This window comes from Cobetia crustatorum, assembly GCF_000591415.1.
Taxonomy (GTDB): Bacteria; Pseudomonadota; Gammaproteobacteria; order Pseudomonadales; family Halomonadaceae; genus Cobetia; species Cobetia crustatorum.
Genome location: NZ_JEMF01000021.1, coordinates 65,812 through 83,876 on the forward strand (window position 1 = coordinate 65,812; position 18,065 = coordinate 83,876).

Sequence of the window (18,065 nt, forward strand, 5' to 3'; positions counted from 1 at the left end):
GAGTGCGTGCTAACATCCGCCCATCGCCAGCTTCGGCCTGCTTTCTACCCTCTGGCCCTATTCATCTCGCTGTTATTTCCCGGAGAATTTCCGATGCGCAATCTACTCCTGATGCGCCACCCGCTGCCCCGCCGCGTGCTGGTCACTGCTCATCTCATGCTTCAGTTGGGCCTGCTAGCTGCCGCTACTGGCTGGACTCTGCAGCACCTCACGCCGATCGGCCCTGATAACTCGCTACTGGTCCAATGGCCGGTACTGGCACAGGGTATCGGCGGCTTTCTGCTGGCCTTCGTGCTGATTCGCCTGTTGTTCGAGCTGATGATGTCGCCCCACCACTTGGTAAGCGCACGCGGCTCCCTTCCGACACTGGATGCCGCAGCGCTGGTCACTCGCTCTATTTCACGCCGTCCCGCAGTGCATGACAACGATGATAGCTGGGTTGGCAAGCCGCGCAGCGTTACCTGGCCACGTGAAGGCGAGGAAGTACCGACGGAGCCCAGCCCTGCGACTGCCGCACCGCGTACGACGGCTCCAGCCAAGCCTCAGGAACCGAGTCTGGGTAACGATACTGAGTTACCTACAACGGTGGACGAGCAACCTACTAGTCGCACCGAGCCCAGCCTATAAAGGCCAATCAAGTATGTGGCCACTCACTTACTTGATTGTTTTTTCACCATGGAAAAGCCCCGCGTGAAATTCACGCGGGGCTTTTTGCTTTTCAGCGCACACCAGGTGCAGCTGATATGGCTCTTCTTGGCTTGGGGCTTGGCTTGGATCAGTGCCCCAATATCTGACTCAGGAACAACTGGGTACGCTCCGATTGAGGATTGTTGAAGAACGGTTCGGGTGCGTTCTCCTCAATGATCTGCCCCTGATCCATGAAGATGACCCGATCTGCCACTGTCTTGGCGAATCCCATCTCGTGGGTCACACACAACATGGTCATGCCTTCATTGGCGAGCTCAACCATGACATCCAGCACTTCCTTGATCATTTCCGGATCCAGCGCTGAGGTCGGTTCATCGAACAGCATCACTTCCGGGCTCAGGCATAGCGAGCGCGCAATCGCCACTCGCTGCTGCTGGCCTCCTGACAGCTGACCGGGAAATTTATGCGCCTGGTCAGCGATACGTACGCGCTCCAGATACTGCATCGCTTCAGCCTCAGCTTCCTTGCGCGGGCGCTTTTGTACCCAGATCGGGGCCAGGCAGCAGTTCTCCAGCACTGTCAGATGCGGGAACAGATTGAAGTGCTGGAACACCATGCCGACGTTACGGCGGATCGCTTCGATCTGCTTGATGTCCTGGGTCAGCGGCATGCCATTGACCACGATATCGCCTTCTTGGTGTTCCTCGAGATGATTGATACAACGGATCATCGTCGACTTGCCCGAGCCTGATGGCCCGCAAATGACGATACGCTCACCCTTGCGCACGCTCAGGTTGATATCGCGCAGTACGTGGAAGTCGCCGTACCACTTGTTGAGTCCCTTGAGTTCGATCATCGGGCGCTCGTTGTCAGTGGTGTTATCTCGGGAAGCGGTTGTTGTTGTCATGATAAGAGTTTCCTTGGCGCCGTGATCAGCGCTTCTTGTGACCGGTATGCAGCAGGCGCTCGAGATACTGGCTGTAGCGAGACATGCTGAAACAGAAGACCCAGAAGATCAGCGCCACGAAGGCGTACCCCTCGATGGAATATCCCAGCCACTTGGGATCCGCCAAACCAGCCTGCACGATGGCCAGCAGGTCAAAGAGCCCAATAATCAGTACTAGCGAGGTGTCTTTGAATAGAGCAATGAAGGTATTCACGATGCCGGGAATCATCAGCTTGAGTGCCTGAGGCAACACAATCAGCCCCATGTTGCGCCAATAGCCCAATCCCAAGGCCACACCCGCTTCCGTCTGCCCATTGGGAATCGCCTGCAGGCCGCCACGTACTACCTCAGCCATATAGGCACTCTGGAACAAGGTAATACCGATCAACGCGCGTACCAGCTTGTCCAGATTGACTTCGCCTGGTACGAACAGTGGCAGCATCACCGAGGCCATGAACAGCACGGTGATCAGCGGCACGCCGCGCCAGAACTCGATGAACACCACGCAGATGCTCTTGACGATCGGCATGTCGGAGCGGCGTCCCATCGCCAGCAGAATCCCCATCGGTAGTGCCGCCACGATGCCGACAACCGCCAGCACCAGCGTCAGCATCAAGCCACCCCACTCGTGGGTACCCACTACCTCAAGCCCAAAGCTGCCACCGTGCAACAGGAAGAAGGCAATGAAAGGGAACACCGCCAGCGTGGCAATGGCGACCAGCCCTTTGACAGGCATGTTCGGAATTGCCAACCAGGCCACCAACGCTGCGAAGATGGCAAAGACGATATCGACTCGCCAAGTCAGCTCTTCTGGATAGAATCCATAGATGAACTGATCGAGGCGTGCACTGATGAAGACCCAGCAGGCGCCTTCACCCGTGCAATCGGCACGTGTCGTTCCACTCCAGTTTGCATCGATCAATGCCCATTGCAGGCTAGGCACGATCAGCAGATAGATGAGATAGCACGCAAATAGGGTAAACAGCGTGTTGATCGGTCCGGCAAATAGATTGGTACGTAGCCAGGCAATCGTCCCGATGCTGTCGCTCGGTGCCGAGCGTGCATCGATCATTTTTTCGGTAACCCGTGAAGGGGTCTTTTCAATCGACATGGGCAGACCCTCAGCGCTCGACCAACGCCATACGGGCGTTGAACCAGTTCATGAACATGGAGACCAGCAGACTGATGGTCAGATATACCAACATCGTCATGGCTATGACTTCGATGGCCTGACCGGTCTGATTGAGCGTGGTGCCGGCAAATACCGAGACCAGGTCCGGGTAGCCAATGGCAGTCGCCAGCGACGAGTTCTTGATCAGGTTCAGGTACTGGCTGGTCAGCGGCGGAATGATGACGCGCAGTGCCTGTGGCACGACCACCAGACGCAGCGTCATGCTGTTTGTCAGTGATAGCGCACGCGAGACCTCTGTCTGCCCATGCGGTACTGCCTCGATGCCTGAACGCACAATTTCAGCAATGAAAGCAGCGGTATAGACCGACAGTGCCACCCATAACGCGAGGAATTCAGGAACAACCGTAATACCGCCACGGAAGTTGAAGCCCTTGAGCTCCGGCAGCTCCCACGTCAACGGCATTCCCATGACCACAAAGACCAGCAGCGGTACGCCGATGATAATCCCCAGTGAGATCCAGCCAGCCGGTAGACGCTGCCCTGTCTGGGCCTGACGCTGACGATTCCAGTAGATGAAGACGCCGCTGGCCACGATAGCCAGTACAAAGACCGCCAGCACGACGGAGAAGCCTGCTCCTGCGATCGGCGCTGGCACATACAGCCCGCGCACATTGAGGAAGATAGCCTCGCCCAGCGATAGCGAGCCACGCGGACTTGGCAGTGCCCGCAAGACCGCGAAGTACCAGAAGAAGATCTGTAGCAGTAGCGGGATATTGCGGAAAATCTCGATATAGACCGCAGCCAGCTTGGAGATAAGCCAGTTGGGCGATAAACGGGCGACCCCCATGACGAAACCAATCACGGTCGCCGCAATCACGCCCAAGGCCGAGATAAGCAGGGTATTGAGCAGGCCGACGATAAAGGTATCGCCGTAGGTGGACTGCTCGGAATAATCGATCAGGCTTTGCAGAATGCCGAAGCCTGCGGTGTTATCAAGAAACGCAAAGCCGGTGGTGATACCACGGCTTTCAAGATTGGTCAGGGTGTTGCTGACGATCAGCGCCAGCACTCCGAACACGCCTCCCAGCATCAACAGCTGAAAGATCAGTGCTCGCTTGGCCGGGTCACGCCAGAAAGGCGGTTTGACCTTGGCCGGCGGGCGAGAAGCAGGGTGTGTCATACAGGCAATCTCCGCCGGAAAGCTATGTGACTTCTGCCTGCCACCCTGTCGAGCGGCAGATCAGTTATCTCTCAGCACTCGGTGAATGGCTCAAACGGTCACGATGGGTAAGGCAGGCGGTGCCTTAATGACACTGACCAGGGAAGATAGCTTGGCGGCCATCTCTCCCTGGCCAGCGTCCTTGCTCAGCCTGCTGCACAAGACAGAGAACCCACTTCACGTCATGAAGCGGTCAGTGGGTCAGCGAACCGGCGGAGCGTACTGGATGCCACCGTTACTCCACAGGGCGTTCAAGCCACGCTCGATATTCAGCGCGGAACCGGTACCGACGTTGCGCTCAAACATCTCACCGTAGTTACCAACTTGCTTGATGACCTGATAGGCCCAGTCAGCCGGCAGCCCCATGGCCTCGCCATAGTTGCCATCGGCACCGACCAGACGCGCGACATTGGGATTGGTATCCGACTTCTTGGCTTCGATGTTGTCGGAGGTCAAGCCCATCTCTTCGGCGTTGATCTGAGCGAACAGAGTCCATTTCACGATGTTGAACCACTGATCATCGCCTTGGCGAACAACAGGCCCCAGCGGTTCCTTGGAGATGACTTCCGGCAGTACCATCGCGGCAGCCGGATCAGCAAGCTTGATACGCAGGGCGTAAAGCTGGGACTGATCGGAGGTCAACACGTCACAACGGCCAGCTTCAAAGCCCTTGACGGTCTGATCGGAGGTATCGAAAACGACCGGCTCGAACGTCATGTCATTGAGGCGGAAGTAGTCAGCCAGATTCAACTCGGTGGTGGTACCGGACTGGATGCAGATGGCCGCGCCATCCAGCTCTTTGGCACTGGCGACACCCAGGTCCTTGCTGACCATGAAGCCCTGACCGTCGTAATAGTTCACACCGGCGAAATTAAGGCCCAATGAAGTATCGCGCGTGGCGGTCCAGGTGGTGTTGCGTGACAAGACATCGATCTCGCCGGACTGTAGTGCAGTGAAACGTTCCTTGGCCGTCAGCGGTATATAACGCACCTTGCTGGCGTCGCCCAGTACCGCGGCAGCCACACCACGGCATACATCGACATCGAGACCCTGCCAGTTGCCGGCATCATCCGGTGCCGAAAAACCCGGCAAGCCGGTGCTGACGCCACACTGGACAAAACCCTTCTCCTTGACGCTATCCAGAGTCGCTGCGCTGGCACCACTGGCCACGGAGGCAGCCAAGAGGGCAGCACTCGCGATCAGCAGTGGCTTTTTATTGTTATGCATCATGAATCCCTCGCGTATGTCTGGGGTCCGCTCGGAAATCTCTCCGATACGGATGTAGTGCAATGCTATGCATGGCACCCCTCGACAATAGCAAGCCGCGTTCCAATTTCCGCCTATCGCGTAATTCACTACGTTCAACGCTTGAAAAACACCTGAAGTCCAGTGAAAAAGGCCAAAGCTGATAAAGGAGGCCATAGATCGTATGGCATGATTGGCGCGTAGATGGTGCCGTTATACGACGTGTTCGCTTCATATCGGTGCAAAATAAAAACGGCCGTTTCATGACGAAACGGCCGCTTGGGCTCTTCTAATAGTGCTCAATCAGGCAGCTGCGACCAATGTCTCAACCTGCCTGCATCAACGCTGACACGCCTGGAGGCATACTAAATGCCTCTGAAAATCGATCATTTTTCCAGCAGGCGCTGCATGAAGGGCGGTAACACCAGTGCGGCACGATGACCTTCAACTGTGTAGAAATCGCGCGCGAACGTCGCCGCAGCAGCGTCTTCTTCACGGAAGGCTTTTACATCACAGCCCTTGCCAGCGAGCGTGCAGCTCCACCAGCCGGACGGATACACCGGCTGCGGGAACGGCAGTGTCGCGACGCTATCAAAACCGGCCTCGCCCATGTCGTTGCGCAGGTCCTTGATGATGGAGTCGGTGTGATACAGCGGCGACTCGCTCTGCTGCACCATCAGGCCACCCTGCTTGAGGATGCGGTGACAACGCTTGAGAAAGTCGGTCTTGAACAGGCCTTCCGCTGGGCCAACCGGATCCGTGGAATCGACGATCAGCACGTCGATGCTCTCGTCCGGGCAGTTGTCGACCCACTTGACGCCATCCTCGAACAGCAGCTCGGCACGCGGGTCATCATTGGACTCGACCAGCGCCGGGAAGAACTGCTCGGAGGCACGCGTGACCGCCGGATCGATATCGATCTGCGTCACCTTCTCCACGCCCGGGTGCTTGAGCACCTCGCGCAGGGTGCCACAGTCGCCCCCCCCCGATGATAACGACACGCTTGGGGGCCGCGTGGGTGAACAGTGCCGGGTGCGACATCATCTCGTGATAGAGGAAGTTGTCGCGGTCGGTCAGCATCACGCAGCCGTCCAGCACCATCAGATTGCCGTAGGTCTCGGTGGCATAGACCTCAAGGTGCTGATAAGGCGTCTGCTCGTCATGCAGCTTGTGGCTGACCTTGAGCGAAAAGGCGCTGCCGTGGCGGTCGAAGATTTCGGTGAACCAGGAGCCATCGAGATGTTCGGTCATGAGAACCCTCACAAGGGATATCGGGAGTCGGATATCAAGGTATGAATAAGAGGACGGGACATCAGACCCTCAAGGCCTGAATCATCGACGCACGCGTCATCGGGCGATGCAGTCCTGATCAATCAACAGGACTCAGGCGCAGCACCATAGCCAAAGACACGCGGAGTGGAAAGAGCTTGTGCACGATCTCGAGGCACTGGGGCTGACGCGCGATGACCAACGACACACCCGCCAGGCCTCTTCTGGCGGGTAGAGGCCTGGCACACGGCCCGTCACAGGCGGCAGCCAAGCCCGGCAAGAATGCCGAGGAAATCCGCCAGCGCATCCAGCACTTCTGCCCCACGATAGGGAATCAAGAGCTGCAGAAATTCGATGCCGACACCCAGCAACAGCAGTGCCGGCAGAATAATCAGGCTGGAAATTCCCGATAGCCGTGTCATCAGCGCGAGTAGAACAAAAGCCGAGAAATGCTGCAGCTTATCCCACGGGAAGGTCTGCTCCGGATGCGGCTCGCCCGGAGAGAGCGTGCCGAAAAGGATCAGCAACAGGCATAGCAGCGCCACGAACGCCCAGCCACGGCGAGGAACGAGGCGCTGCGCGACAGGTGTCACTTACGCTTTTCTCTCTGCATCAACGCCATGAGTCAGCCACGTGCCAATGGCGTGGCGTTGGCGGTGTCGTCCTGATGGTACGCAGGGCTCAGCTCATGCAGAGCGTCCATCAGAGCATTGACGTTGCCTGGGTCAGTGAACTGGCTGATGCCATGACCCAGATTGAAGATGTGGCCCGGGCCCTGACCGTAACTGTCGAGAATACGGCCGACTTCGGCGCGGATAGCCGCCGGTGAACCGAACAGTGCGTTGGGATCAAGATTGCCCTGCAGTGCCACACGATGGCCGACGCGCGCGCGAGCGCTGGACATCTCGGTCGTCCAGTCGAGACCGACAGCATCACAGCCACTGGCCGCGATATGCTCAAGCCACTGACCACCATTCTTGGTGAACAGAATCACCGGTACACGGTTGCCTTCGCTGTCCGGCTTGAGACCAGCAACGATCTGCTCCATATAACGCAGCGAGAACTCGAGATAAGCCGGCGTGGACAACGTGCCACCCCAGGTGTCGAAGATCTGCACAGCTTGAGCGCCGGCGGCGATCTGGGCATTCAGATAGTCAGTAACGGCCTGCGCGAGTGTATCGAGCAGCTGATGCATGGCCTCCGGATTGGCATACATCAGGCCCTTCACATGGCGGAAGTCCTTGCTGGCACCGCCTTCTACCATATAGGTCGCCAGCGTCCACGGGCTACCGGAGAAGCCGATCAGCGGCACACGACCGTTCAGCTCACGACGAATCGTGGAGACGGCGCGCATGACGTAATCGAGATCACGCTCGACATTCGGCACGCTCAGTGCCTCGATTTCCGCCGCGGTACGCACCGTCTTGCGGAATTTCGGGCCTTCGCCAGTCTCGAAGTAAAGGCCCAGGCCCATGGCATCCGGAATGGTCAGAATGTCAGAGAACAGGATGGCAGCGTCGAGCGGGAAGCGCTCCAGCGGCTGCAGCGTCACCTCGCAGGCACGCGCGGTGTCCATGCACAGGTCCATGAAACCACCGGCCTGACCGCGAAGTTCACGGTACTCCGGCAGGTAGCGACCAGCTTGGCGCATCATCCAGACAGGGGTACGGTCGACCGGCTGACGGGCCAGCGCGCGCAGGAAGCGATCATTCTTCAGGGTCATCGGAATCACACATCAGCTCGGGAATGTGGGGGCATTCTATCAGAGCTTGAGCAAAATCCCGTCAATCGCCACGATGCAGCAAATGCATTGGCATTCCTGCAAATCTCCTTCCTGCTTCACATCACGTAGCCCTTGATGATGCGAGCCCCGCCTATTGTCGTGATGTCGGCAACAACGCTTTTCCATACTGAGCGATGAGTCATGCGCCACAGACTGGTAAACTCGGCGCATGACTGCATGCCGTCCACCGAATGCCTTGCACTTGCGCCTGTGCACTTCGAGAAAACGACATGCTCGCGCTTTTTTAGCCCGGCACGTGCTCGGGCGCTTGAGGTGAACAGTGACTATTCGATTCATCGCCGCCTCGCGGCTACCAACGCCCTGGGCGACCTTCACCATGCACGGTTTCGAAGACGAGACGACCGGCAAGGACCACATCGCGCTGACACTGGGTGAGATCGACGACGGTGCGCCTGTTCTCGGTCGCGTGCATTCGGAATGCCTGACCGGCGATGCGCTGTTCTCCATGCGCTGTGACTGCGGCTATCAGCTGCAGGAGGCGCTCAAGCGTATCGCAGCCGAAGGCCGTGGTGTGCTGCTCTATCTCCGCCAGGAAGGTCGTGGTATCGGGCTGCTCAACAAGATTCGGGCTTATGAGTTGCAGGATGGTGGTGCAGATACTGTCGAGGCCAACGAGCGTCTGGGCTTCGGGGCCGACATGCGTCGCTACGATATCTGCGTCCCGATGCTTGAACACCTGGGCGTCAGCACACTCAAGCTGATGACCAACAATCCGCGCAAGGTCGATGCACTCACTCGCGATGGCGTCATCATCAGCGAGCGTCAACCCATCACGACCGGCCTGAACCCGCACAATGAACAATATCTTTCGACCAAGGCCGACAAGCTGGGCCACATGATGGCACTGGGTGACTTCACTCAAGCCAGTGACGTGGATATTGAGCGTCGCAGCTAATGCCATTACACCACTGCTTTTTGCCAGATGGCCGCGTGGAATCAAGAGGGTTGTCGTGCGTGAAATGACGGAATTGCAGGTGGAGGAGTAATCTAGAGATGAACCCGCGTCAGAGGTCTTATCATGCGCAACGACTCTTCATCGCCCTCTTCTTTATCCACACCCTCATCGACACAGACTGATCAGATAATTGACGATAAGCCGTCCCCTGCGCTCTATAGCCAACTTGAAGAGTGGCTACATAGCGCAAGTCATGGCATCGGTGCCGTGATGGGGTTGATCGGCATGGTCGTGCTCATCGTGATGGCCAGCATCGCGGCAGACGCCGATCCGTGGAAGATCGTGAGTGTCAGCCTCTACGGTGTCACGCTGGTAGTGCTGTATGCCGCTTCGACGCTTTATCACGGCATCCGCCATCCGCGACTCAAGTACGCCTTCCAGCTGCTGGATCACTGCGCCATCTATCTATTGATCGCTGGCACCTATACGCCCTTTCTGCTGGTCAACCTGCGTGGCCCAACCGGCTGGACGCTGTTTGCCATCATCTGGTCGCTCGCACTCGGCGGCATCTTCCTCAAACTGCGTTGGCCGGAGCGCTTCAGCGCTCTACGCGTCAGCGTCTATCTATTGATGGGCTGGCTGATCGTATTTGCCTCACCCATGCTTGTAGACCAGCTTTCCGAAAACGGACTGATTCTGCTGGTGGCCGGTGGCATCACCTACACGATAGGCGTGATCTTCTTCTTGATGACACGACTGCGTTATCACCACGCGATCTGGCACCTGTTCGTGCTTGGCGGCAGCACCTGTCACTTCTTTGCCATCTACACTGGCGTACTGCCTTACAGCGTCTGAGGACTTGCTGGGCACTAGCCTTGCCCCGTGAAAACCGGCAAGCGATAACGCGTGCCTCGGCCGACACCATAACTTTCCAATACCTGCTTGGCTGTCAGATCTGCCAGATCACGCGCCGCCGTGGGATCTGAGGTCGTGACCAACGCACGGTATTCCGCACGCCCAACGCCCTCTTCATCATCACGCTCCAAAAGCGTCAGCACCAGCTCACGCTGACGTGTGTTCAGTGGCGTGCGGGCGTGCTCCAGCCATAACCTCTCGGCACGCTGAACTCTCTGATAGTGGAAAGAGGTACACCGCCCACCCTCGCGCAACCGTGTCAGCCACCACTGCACCCAGACATTCATGTCGCCGGGCAACGTCTCCACCGCCTCACCGTTCAAAGCGCGATCCAGCATCGGCGGCAACTGGCGCCCACTAGCAGATTCTTCTGGCTTTCCAAAACAGTGCTGCTCCAACTCGCGCAGCGCATCCTGCTGCTCGAGAACCACCGCAAACAATGACTGGCGACGCCAGCACAGCTGCTCCAACGCCTCTTCACCGAGCTGCTCGCCCACCTTCCCCGACCACTCACCTTGCTGCTGTAGTGCACCCAACGCATCGATACGCGTCAGCCAGCGCATCAATAGCAGGCGCCCGATCAGGCCATTGCCCAGTGCCAGCGGCGACAGCGCCTGCCAGTGCGCATGCAACTGCAGCGCATTCAAGACACCCGAGTTATCCACATCCGGTTCTTCCGATGCCAGACGCGCCCAGAAACCGGTGAGCTCTTCAGCCAGCTCTTCTGTCGTATTCGCTGGCGCGCGATAACGCAAACGTTTGATCCCGTAGCGTCCACTGATCGCCTCATAGGATGCGGCACGCCATTCGCCCAATCGCTGACCACTGCTGCGCGGCAGGAAAGGTCCCAGCCGCCGATGCCATTCCAACACCTGCTCTTGCTGTAGCGGCTGAAACGCAGTGCGAACAACCTCAAGCGTGACATCAGCAAATACCTCAACACCGGGCGCCAGCCCGCGTGGACTTTCCTGCTGGCCGGTTTCCAGCCCTAGCGCCTGATAAAGGGCATCTCGCAAAGCTGCCCGACCCAGTACCACGCCGGACAACTGGGCACTCGCTTCCATCTCCTCACTGAGCAGCGTTGCTTCAAGACGCAACCGTTGCCGTGGGTAGAGATGCTGTCCTTGGGCAACCAATGGCGACATCACTGCCTGCGTCGCTGCCAGCTCTCCCAACAGAGGCATGATCGTCAATCGGCCACGAGGCCAGTCGGATTGCTGCCAGATCCACATAAGTCGTTATCTCCATTGGTCTTTTCCTCTAGATGATAGCAAAAAGATCTGCAACAAGCCACATATCGAATCATATTAAGATACGAAAAATGGGTTAAATGAATGCATAGGTCAAAGTATAGCCAATACCATGTCAGACAAAGCTCCTGCACGTCACAACCACATGATTTTCCTCGTCTATACACGGGGCATTCCCCTGGATAGTCATCCAGCGCACCTTATAAGATTACAATTCATCCATCGAAACAAAAACAACCATCTTTCGGATCATAAAATGATGCAAAATATCGAAATAAGCGCCTCAATCAATTCCGCCGTGCCAATCGCATCATAAAAATCAGCCTTCACGACGAGTGTCGTGACGCGATTCACCCGACTGCACTCTCCCCATTCATGGAGCGGGCCATTTATCTCTTCGCTCCACTCCACAAGCTTCGCTGCGGGCCAAAAACGCAAAAGGCGCCACCCTGATATCAGGATGGCGCCTTGGCGCTTCAGCAGCCTTTTAAAGCCATTTCACTCACTCAATACTGAGTCGTTGTATCACTTGATAATGTGACACCTCATTTTCGGTACGTAGATGCTGGCATCAGGCCTTCTATCGCTCGCTGGCAGCGTGCGCTTCACGCTGTCGTGCACGCTCGCATGCCGGGCGCGCCAGCGTCTCTGTCGCCCACTTTTCCAGCACTTCGGGAATAGGCTGACCTGCTTTCTGCGCCCAGCCCAGCGTTTGTGCAAGGAAGAGGTCAGCAACGGTGAATTCATCACCCAGCAGCCAGCCACGTCCATCAAAACGCCGCGACAAAGCTGCCAGCGCTCGCTGAAATTCCCACTGCGCCGTCTGCTTTACTGCATCACAACGCTGCTCTTCCGGCAGCGCAAAGGTGTGCTTGGCCAACGTCCACAGCGGCTGCTCAAGCTCGGTAGTCAGAAAGCTGAGCCACTGATCAAGCTGTGCCTGCCCGGCTAGCGTTTGCGGCATCAAGCGGCCTTCACGGGCTGCCAGGTAACGGCAAATGGCGCTGGACTCAAACAGGGTCAGCTCACCATCCACGATTGCCGGGGCCTTGCCATCTGGATGAATCGCCAGATATTCAGGCTACGCCCCTCACCGCTCTTGAGGTCAAGACTGTGAATTTGATATTCGATCCCCAGCTCTTCCAGTGCCCAAGCAACACGTAACGAGCGGGAATTGGGATAGCTATAGAATGTCAGCATGCGAAATGATTCCTGAGTGAATGGCATGGCACGGCATGACAACGCGATGCAGCTACTAGCGCCCGAATCATCTTGCAAGAAAACCCGCTCAGCATGGCGCGATATCGCCGACGTTGCCACCTATAGCCTCAGCATCGGACTCATCTTGAGGGCATGAAAAAGCGCCTGTGGACAACTCGATGTGTCGAGTCATCCACAGGCGCTTCCAATATCACTCGAACAAGTACTCAGCAAGCGAGGCGTGCCTCGATACTGGCACGAATTCCGGCAGCATCCAGCCCACAGTCGCGCAGCAGCTCAACCGGCTTGCCATGCTCAACGAAACCATCCGGCAGGCCCAGCAGCAGCATAGGCTGTGCCAAACCCGCATTCAGATAGAACTCAGCCACTCCAGCACCGGCTCCGCCTGCAATCGCGTTTTCTTCGACAGTCACCACCAGATCATGCCCTTCGGCAATCTCCAGCAACGCCTCACGGTCCAGCGGCTTGATCGAGCGCAAGTTGAAGTGGGTAGCATCCAATGCCTCAGCAACATCCGTGACCGGCGTATTCATGCTACCGACCGCCACGATTGCCACCCGCACCTCTGGGTTGCCAGCGATGCGGCGACGATATTCACCGCGCCCGATCGATAATGGCTCAAGATCATCGCCCGTCGCTACACCCGGCCCGGTGCCACGCGGATAACGCACTGCTGCCGGCCCAGGGTGCGCCAGTGCCGCACTCAACATGCCACGACACTCTGCTTCATCGGCCGGCGCCATCAGTACCAGCTCCGGCACACAGCGCAGGAAGGAGAGATCGAGACTCCCGTGATGGGTCGGGCCGTCTTCACCGACAAGCCCAGCGCGATCAATCGCAAAAGTGACATCCAGCTTTTGCACTGCCACGTCATGAATCAGTTGATCGTAGCCACGCTGCAGAAAGGTGGAGTAGATCGCCACTACCGGCTTCATACCCTCACAGGCCATACCCGCCGCAAGCGTCACCGCATGCTGCTCAGCGATGGCGACATCGAAGTAGCGCTCCGGATACTCCTTCGAGAAACGCACCAGATCCGAACCTTCGCGCATGGCTGGCGTAACGCCAATGACACGCGAATCAGCGGCCGCGGCATCGCACAGCCAGTTGCCGAATACACTGCAATACTTCTGCGGTTTCGCAGCCGGTACATCGGAGACAGCTGGCGCTTCCTTGATCGCTTCCGTCGGCGCTTTCTCAAGCTTGGTAATGGCGTGATAACCGATCGGATCCTGCTCGGCAGGAATGAACCCCTTACCCTTGCGAGTGACCACATGCAGGAACTGAGGACCTTCCAGATCACTCATGTTGTGCAGTGTCTGCGCCAGCGTAGGCAGGTCATGCCCATCGATGGGGCCGATGTAGTTAAAACCCATCTCCTCGAACAGCGTTGCCGGGCTAATGAAGCCCTTCATGTGCTCTTCGGTGCGCTTGGCAAACTCAAGCGCACCCGGCAGATGCGATAGCACCTTCTTGCCATTGGCTCGCATCTGGGTATAGGGCTTGCTAGCCAGAATACGTGCCAGATAGCTGGCCATCCCACCGACATTCTCAGAGATGGACATCTCGTTATCGTTGAGCACCACCAACAGATTGGCTTTGACGTGCCCCGCATGCGCTAACGCTTCGAATGCCATGCCTGCCGTCAGTGCACCATCACCGATAACAGCGCAGGCACGCCGCTTCTCGCCCGCAGTGCGCGCCCCCAGCGCCATACCAAGCGCGGCACTGATCGAGGTGCTGGAATGACCCACCCCAAAGGTGTCGAACTCGCTTTCTGCGCGTTTGGGGAAGGCCGATAGGCCGCCGTACTGACGCATGCTATGCATGGACTCACGGCGACCGGTAAGGATCTTGTGCGGGTAGGCTTGATGCCCCACATCCCACACCAAGCGATCATGCGGCGTTTCCAGTGCATGGTGGAGCGCTACCGTCAGCTCAACCACACCTAGGCCGGCACCGAAGTGCCCACCCGTGCAGCCAACGCTGTAAAGCAGGTAGGCACGCAATTCATCAGCAAGCTGGCGCAGCTGTGCCACGCTCAGCGCTCGTAGAGCCTGGGGGGACTCGACGGCATCGAGCAGTGGCGTCGCAGGGCGCGCCTGAGGTATCTCGTCAAACAGCTTCATAGGCGTCAGGAATCAGTGGTCTCGCTCGATCATGTAGCGCGCCAACACCGCGAGTGGCGCTGCAGCCTCTCCCAACGGTGCCAGAGCATCCAGGGCCTCGTCCAACAGCTGACCAGCACGCTTTCGAGCACCTTCGAGCCCGAGTAGCGAGGGGTAGGTCGGCTTGTCACGTGCGGCATCCGCACCTGCGGTCTTTCCTAGCGTCACGGTATCGCCAGTCACATCCAGAATGTCATCCTGAATCTGGAAGGCAAGGCCAATGGCAGCAGCGTAGCGGTCAAGCGCCGCAAGGCGCGAATCCTGCTCTTCAGCTGCGACCAGGCCACCCAGACGAACAGCCGCGCGAATCAGCGCTCCCGTCTTGTAAGCATGCATCCTCGATAGCGCTTCGACCTCACGGAACTGACCCACGGCCTCGAGATCTAGCGCTTGGCCCGCGACCATGCCACGACGGCCAGAAGCCTCGGCGAGCGTGCGCACCAGTGCCGGTGTTCTGACGTGCCCAGTATCTGCCATCACCTCAAAGGCCAATGTCAGCAAGGCATCACCAGCCAAAATGGCGGTTGCTTCATCGAAAGCACGATGCACGGTAGGACGACCACGACGCAGGTCATCATCGTCCATGGCCGGCAGATCATCATGGACCAGCGAGTAAGCGTGTACCAGCTCGAGCGCAGCGGCGGCGGCATCCAACGCGGCACGTCCGGTCGCATCCTCGTCACTTCCCAGTGCACGGCCAACCGCATACAGCAACACTGGGCGCAGCCGCTTGCCGCCGCCCAGTACGCTGTAACGCATCGCCTCTTCAAGACGATTACTTACCGCACCACTGGCAGGGGTCAGCAACGCCTCAAGCACTGCCTCGCTACGCGCCTGTCCAGAACGGATCAGCTCACTCGCCTGCGATTCAGATGACGAGGTTTGTGGGTTCAATACGCCTGACGTCACCAGTCCTTCTCCTCATCCGTGTCACCCGCCACGCTGGCCGAGGTTGCAGGCGCAGCAAATGCTGCCGGCACCAGCTCACCATCAGGCCCTTCTATCAGCGCCTGCAAGCGAAGCTCGGCACTGTCGAGACGCTGCTGCGCCTCGCGGGCCAGACGCACGCCCTCTTCGAAAGCGCCCAGCGACGCTTCCAGCGACATATCGCCAGCCTCGAGCCGTGTCACCAATCCTTCAAGACGGGCAAGGGTGGCGGCAAAGTCCTGCGGCGCTTCCTGTTCGGCCATGAGTGCTCTCGCTCATCGGACCGGGCGGGCCCGGTGTGTCTGTGTGAAAAGCCAGTATAACCTGATGGGCTTCGAGACGCTGCCCACTCGGCACTTACCAATAACCACTATCAGCACATACCAAACCGCGGTTTTTTCATGTCCGCCACGCGGACATTTCATCCGAAGGCCCCGTCGGCTGTGATATTCTTTGCACCCCTGTTGACAGCACGCCTGCTGTTTTTCTGGCGTTTTCTTGAGGCGTGACACGCCAGCAGGTCACGAAAAAGACCAAACGAACAGAAACGCCGGCATGACCGGCGAGAGGGTTGATTCGACAATGGCCAAGACGTCTCTGGACAAGAGCAAGATCAAGATCCTATTGCTCGAGGGTGTCCACCAGTCCGCAGTGGATGACTTCCTCAATGCAGGCTACACCAATATCGAGCTACTTCAGACCTCGCTTGCCGAGGATGAACTGGTCGAGAGAATCCGCGATGTGCACTTCATTGGCATTCGCTCCCGCACTCAGCTCAACGAGCGTGTGATCAGCGCTGCAGAAAAGCTCACTGCCATCGGCTGCTTCTGCATCGGCACCAACCAGGTCAACCTGGAAGCCGCGCTCAAACGGGGGATTCCGGTCTTCAATGCGCCCTACTCCAACACTCGCTCCGTTGCTGAGCTAGTGCTGGCCGAAGCCATCATGCTGATGCGTGGCGTACCGGAGAAGAGTGCCAAGGCGCATCGTGGCCAGTGGATGAAGACTGCCAAGAATAGTCACGAAGTCCGTGGCAAGACGCTGGGTATCGTCGGCTATGGCAGCATCGGATCTCAGCTATCGGTACTCAGTGAGTCGTTGGGCCTTGATGTCATCTACTACGATGCCGTCACCAAACTTGGCATGGGTAATGCCCGTCAGGTCGCCAGCATGGAAGAGCTGCTGGCGCGCGCTGACATCGTCACGCTGCACGTGCCTGAGGTTCCCTCAACCAAGTGGATGATGGGTAAGCAGCAATTCGCATTGATGAAACAGAACAGCGTCTTTATCAATGCCGCACGCGGCTCCACTGTCGTCATTGAAGATCTTGCTGAGGTTCTCGCCAGCGGTAAGCTGCTGGGAGCTGCCATCGATGTCTTCCCTGTCGAGCCAAAGGGCAACGGTGAAGAGTTCGTGTCTCCATTGCGCGAATTCGACAATGTCATCCTGACCCCGCACGTCGGGGGCTCCACCATGGAAGCTCAGGAGAATATTGGCGTCGAAGTGGCGGAGAAGCTGGTGACCTATTCCGATAACGGCACCACCATCGGTTCGGTCAACTTCCCTGAAGTCGCCCTGCCGGCCCACCCGGAAAAGCATCGCCTGCTGCACATTCACGACAACGTGCCGGGTGTACTGTCGCGCATCAACCAGGTGTTGTCTGAGGAAGGTATCAACATCTCTGGCCAGTACCTGCAGACTAACAATACGGTCGGCTACGTGGTCATTGATGTAGACAAGCCTACGGCAAGAAAGCGCTTGAGGCGCTCAAAACCGTTGAGCACACTCTACGCATTCGCACACTCTACTCGGAAGCTGATTTCGAGGGTTGATGTGCACTGCTCATGGCTTAGCTTCATGCCATGACATATGCAGGATGTAAAAGCGCCGCAGCCTTCCCGGGCTGCGGCGCTTTTTATTTCTTCAGCCAATTCCACCTCAACAGAACACGCCAGCATGTTTCACGTGGAACATTTTACTTCAACCACATAAAACATATAAAAATCATAATGTTATAAATAATCAGCGATCGGATAATCGCTTTCCTGCAACGCCCCAGTTTTCCGCTTCCACTTCCTGCAACACTACCCAGACTGATTCCTCTCGCACTCCCAGCACACGAGCTGTCTCGCGAGTCAGTGCCTCGATAAGCTCACGTTTCTGTTCTTCACTCTTTCCACTGATAAATTCTGCACGAATCATTGGCATCAATCTGATCTCCTGAAACGATAATTTTGCTTTCTTGAGGCTGATGTTCCACGTGAAACATTGCCTTTTATTGTTAGCGCTCTCAGCATTGGCCCGCTCAAACAGCGACACTGTCTTGTCAAACCGCATGATTAAATTAACAGACTGATATATAACAACTTTTATTCTTTCGAACCGCTGATTCTCAAGCACGTGTTCCACGTGAAACATGCTCGTCT

At 57.5% G+C, this 18,065-nt stretch carries 16 protein-coding genes and 2 pseudogenes; 4 read left to right on the forward strand and 14 right to left on the reverse strand.

Annotated elements, in window-relative coordinates:
• The first annotated feature begins 93 nt into the window (after positions 1 to 93).
• Positions 94 to 627, forward strand: a complete 534-nt coding sequence (locus BF12_RS18950; protein WP_024951511.1) for a hypothetical protein — start codon at positions 94 to 96, stop codon at positions 625 to 627.
• A 148-nt stretch (positions 628 to 775) separates the two neighbouring features.
• Here BF12_RS18950 and BF12_RS0106145 read toward each other — a convergent pair whose 3' ends face one another.
• The 7 genes and pseudogenes from BF12_RS0106145 to hemE all read right to left on the reverse strand — a co-directional run bounded on the left by BF12_RS0106145 (position 776) and on the right by hemE (position 8,182).
• Positions 776 to 1,504: an amino acid ABC transporter ATP-binding protein gene (locus BF12_RS0106145; RefSeq protein ID WP_035159270.1), complete on the reverse strand. Its 729-nt coding sequence runs from the start codon at positions 1,502 to 1,504 to the stop codon at positions 776 to 778.
• Positions 1,505 to 1,580: 76 nt separating this feature from the next.
• Positions 1,581 to 2,705, reverse strand: coding sequence for an amino acid ABC transporter permease (locus BF12_RS0106150; protein ID WP_035159272.1), 1,125 nt, complete (start codon positions 2,703 to 2,705; stop codon positions 1,581 to 1,583).
• A 10-nt stretch (positions 2,706 to 2,715) separates the two neighbouring features.
• The gene (locus BF12_RS0106155; RefSeq protein WP_024951514.1) at positions 2,716 to 3,906 is read right to left on the reverse strand and encodes an amino acid ABC transporter permease; all 1,191 of its coding nucleotides are present in this window, start codon (positions 3,904 to 3,906) and stop codon (positions 2,716 to 2,718) included.
• A 240-nt stretch (positions 3,907 to 4,146) separates the two neighbouring features.
• Positions 4,147 to 5,172 (reverse strand): amino acid ABC transporter substrate-binding protein, encoded by a 1,026-nt coding sequence (locus tag BF12_RS0106160; protein WP_024951515.1) that lies wholly within the window; start codon positions 5,170 to 5,172, stop codon positions 4,147 to 4,149.
• A gap of 404 nt (positions 5,173 to 5,576) precedes the next feature.
• Positions 5,577 to 6,441: pseudogene (speE, locus tag BF12_RS18955) on the reverse strand (polyamine aminopropyltransferase).
• Positions 6,442 to 6,713: 272 nt separating this feature from the next.
• A complete protein-coding gene (locus tag BF12_RS22170; protein ID WP_024951516.1) occupies positions 6,714 to 7,052 on the reverse strand; it encodes a VanZ family protein in 339 nt (112 codons plus the stop codon).
• A 32-nt stretch (positions 7,053 to 7,084) separates the two neighbouring features.
• Complete coding sequence (gene hemE / locus BF12_RS0106175; RefSeq protein WP_035159314.1) at positions 7,085 to 8,182, reverse strand: uroporphyrinogen decarboxylase; 1,098 nt, start codon at positions 8,180 to 8,182, stop codon at positions 7,085 to 7,087.
• Positions 8,183 to 8,522: 340 nt separating this feature from the next.
• On the opposite strand from hemE, the gene ribA reads away from it, so the two are divergent.
• Together ribA and trhA are read left to right on the forward strand one after the other, a co-directional pair.
• Positions 8,523 to 9,158 carry a GTP cyclohydrolase II gene (ribA, locus tag BF12_RS0106180; RefSeq protein ID WP_024951518.1) on the forward strand — a complete coding sequence of 212 codons (636 nt, stop codon included), beginning with the start codon at positions 8,523 to 8,525 and terminating at the stop codon, positions 9,156 to 9,158.
• Between the two features lie 123 nt (positions 9,159 to 9,281).
• Positions 9,282 to 10,013: a PAQR family membrane homeostasis protein TrhA gene (gene trhA, locus BF12_RS0106185; protein ID WP_024951519.1), complete on the forward strand. Its 732-nt coding sequence runs from the start codon at positions 9,282 to 9,284 to the stop codon at positions 10,011 to 10,013.
• Positions 10,014 to 10,027: 14 nt separating this feature from the next.
• On the opposite strand, the gene BF12_RS0106190 is transcribed toward trhA, so the two are convergent.
• The 6 genes from BF12_RS0106190 to xseB all read right to left on the reverse strand — a co-directional run bounded on the left by BF12_RS0106190 (position 10,028) and on the right by xseB (position 15,902).
• Positions 10,028 to 11,305 carry a DUF4172 domain-containing protein gene (locus BF12_RS0106190; protein ID WP_024951520.1) on the reverse strand — a complete coding sequence of 426 codons (1,278 nt, stop codon included), beginning with the start codon at positions 11,303 to 11,305 and terminating at the stop codon, positions 10,028 to 10,030.
• 598 nt (positions 11,306 to 11,903) lie between these two features.
• A complete protein-coding gene (locus tag BF12_RS18960) occupies positions 11,904 to 12,359 on the reverse strand; it encodes a glutathione S-transferase family protein (protein WP_248623630.1) in 456 nt (151 codons plus the stop codon).
• Complete coding sequence (locus tag BF12_RS22695) at positions 12,344 to 12,523, reverse strand: thioredoxin domain-containing protein (RefSeq protein ID WP_282705484.1); 180 nt, start codon at positions 12,521 to 12,523, stop codon at positions 12,344 to 12,346. Before BF12_RS22695 ends, BF12_RS18960 begins: the two co-directional genes overlap by 16 nt.
• Before the next feature lie 227 nt (positions 12,524 to 12,750).
• Positions 12,751 to 14,673, reverse strand: coding sequence for a 1-deoxy-D-xylulose-5-phosphate synthase (gene dxs, locus BF12_RS0106200; protein WP_024951521.1), 1,923 nt, complete (start codon positions 14,671 to 14,673; stop codon positions 12,751 to 12,753).
• Between the two features lie 12 nt (positions 14,674 to 14,685).
• Positions 14,686 to 15,561 carry a polyprenyl synthetase family protein gene (locus BF12_RS0106205; RefSeq protein ID WP_084488001.1) on the reverse strand — a complete coding sequence of 292 codons (876 nt, stop codon included), beginning with the start codon at positions 15,559 to 15,561 and terminating at the stop codon, positions 14,686 to 14,688.
• 56 nt (positions 15,562 to 15,617) lie between these two features.
• A complete protein-coding gene (gene xseB / locus BF12_RS0106210; protein WP_024951523.1) occupies positions 15,618 to 15,902 on the reverse strand; it encodes an exodeoxyribonuclease VII small subunit in 285 nt (94 codons plus the stop codon).
• Between the two features lie 319 nt (positions 15,903 to 16,221).
• Here xseB and serA point away from each other — a divergent pair.
• Positions 16,222 to 17,471, forward strand: a pseudogene (gene serA, locus BF12_RS18965) (phosphoglycerate dehydrogenase).
• Between the two features lie 190 nt (positions 17,472 to 17,661).
• Here the strand turns inward: serA and BF12_RS22310 are convergent.
• Entirely contained in the window at positions 17,662 to 18,048 is a 387-nt protein-coding gene (locus BF12_RS22310; protein ID WP_211242399.1) for a tautomerase family protein, read from the reverse strand.
• Positions 18,049 to 18,065 lie beyond the last annotated feature (17 nt).